The organism is Zestomonas ipomoeae (assembly GCF_057128665.1).
On sequence record NZ_JBSKHQ010000051.1, the window covers coordinates 1 to 760 of the forward strand.

Genomic DNA, 760 nt, shown 5'->3' on the forward strand with positions numbered 1-760 from the left:
TGGCCCACCCCAAGCCGCGCATCCTCGGCAGCCAGAGCGCCGTGGTCACCGGCCCGAAAGGCGAGGAAATCCACTGCGATGAGTACGGCCGAGTCAAGGTGCAGTTCTTCTGGGACCGCGAAGGCCAGGCCGACGACAAGACCTCCTGCTGGCTGCGCGTCTCCTCCAGCTGGGCCGGCGACCGCTATGGCGGCCTGGTCATCCCGCGCATCGGCATGGAAGTACTGGTCAGCTTCCTCGAAGGCGACCCCGACCAGCCGCTGATCACCGGCTGCCTGTACCACCAGGAACATGTCGTCCCCTACGACCTGCCGGCGAACAAGACCCGCACGGTATTCAAGACCCTCAGCAGCCCCGGTGGCGGTGGCTACAACGAGCTGCGCATCGAAGACCGCAAGGGCCAGGAGCAGATCTACCTCCACGCCGAGCGCGACTGGGACGAGAACATCGAGCACGACCAGAAGATCCGCATCGGCCACGAGCGCCACGACACCGTCGAAGCCAACAGCTACAGCGAATTCAAGGCCGAGGAACACCGCACCACCCACCTCGACCGCAAGACCGAGGTCAAGGCCAACGACCACCTCACCGTCGGCACCAGCCAGCACCTGAAGGTCGGCACCAGCCAGTTCGTCAACGCCGGCCGCGAAATCCACCTCTCCAGCGGCCTCAAGGTCGTGCTCGAAGCCGGCAGCGAACTGACCCTCAAGGGCGGCGGCAGCTTCGTCAAACTCGACGGCGGCGGCGTGACCCTGGTCGG

Annotated in this window: 1 protein-coding gene; it reads left to right on the forward strand. The window is 65.9% G+C overall.

Annotation, left to right across the window (positions count from 1 at the left end; all coding sequences use genetic code 11):
* Positions 1 to 760 (forward strand): type VI secretion system tip protein TssI/VgrG (gene tssI, locus ACWKV7_RS23670; protein WP_483860160.1); only part of this gene is annotated, 760 nt, incomplete at both ends.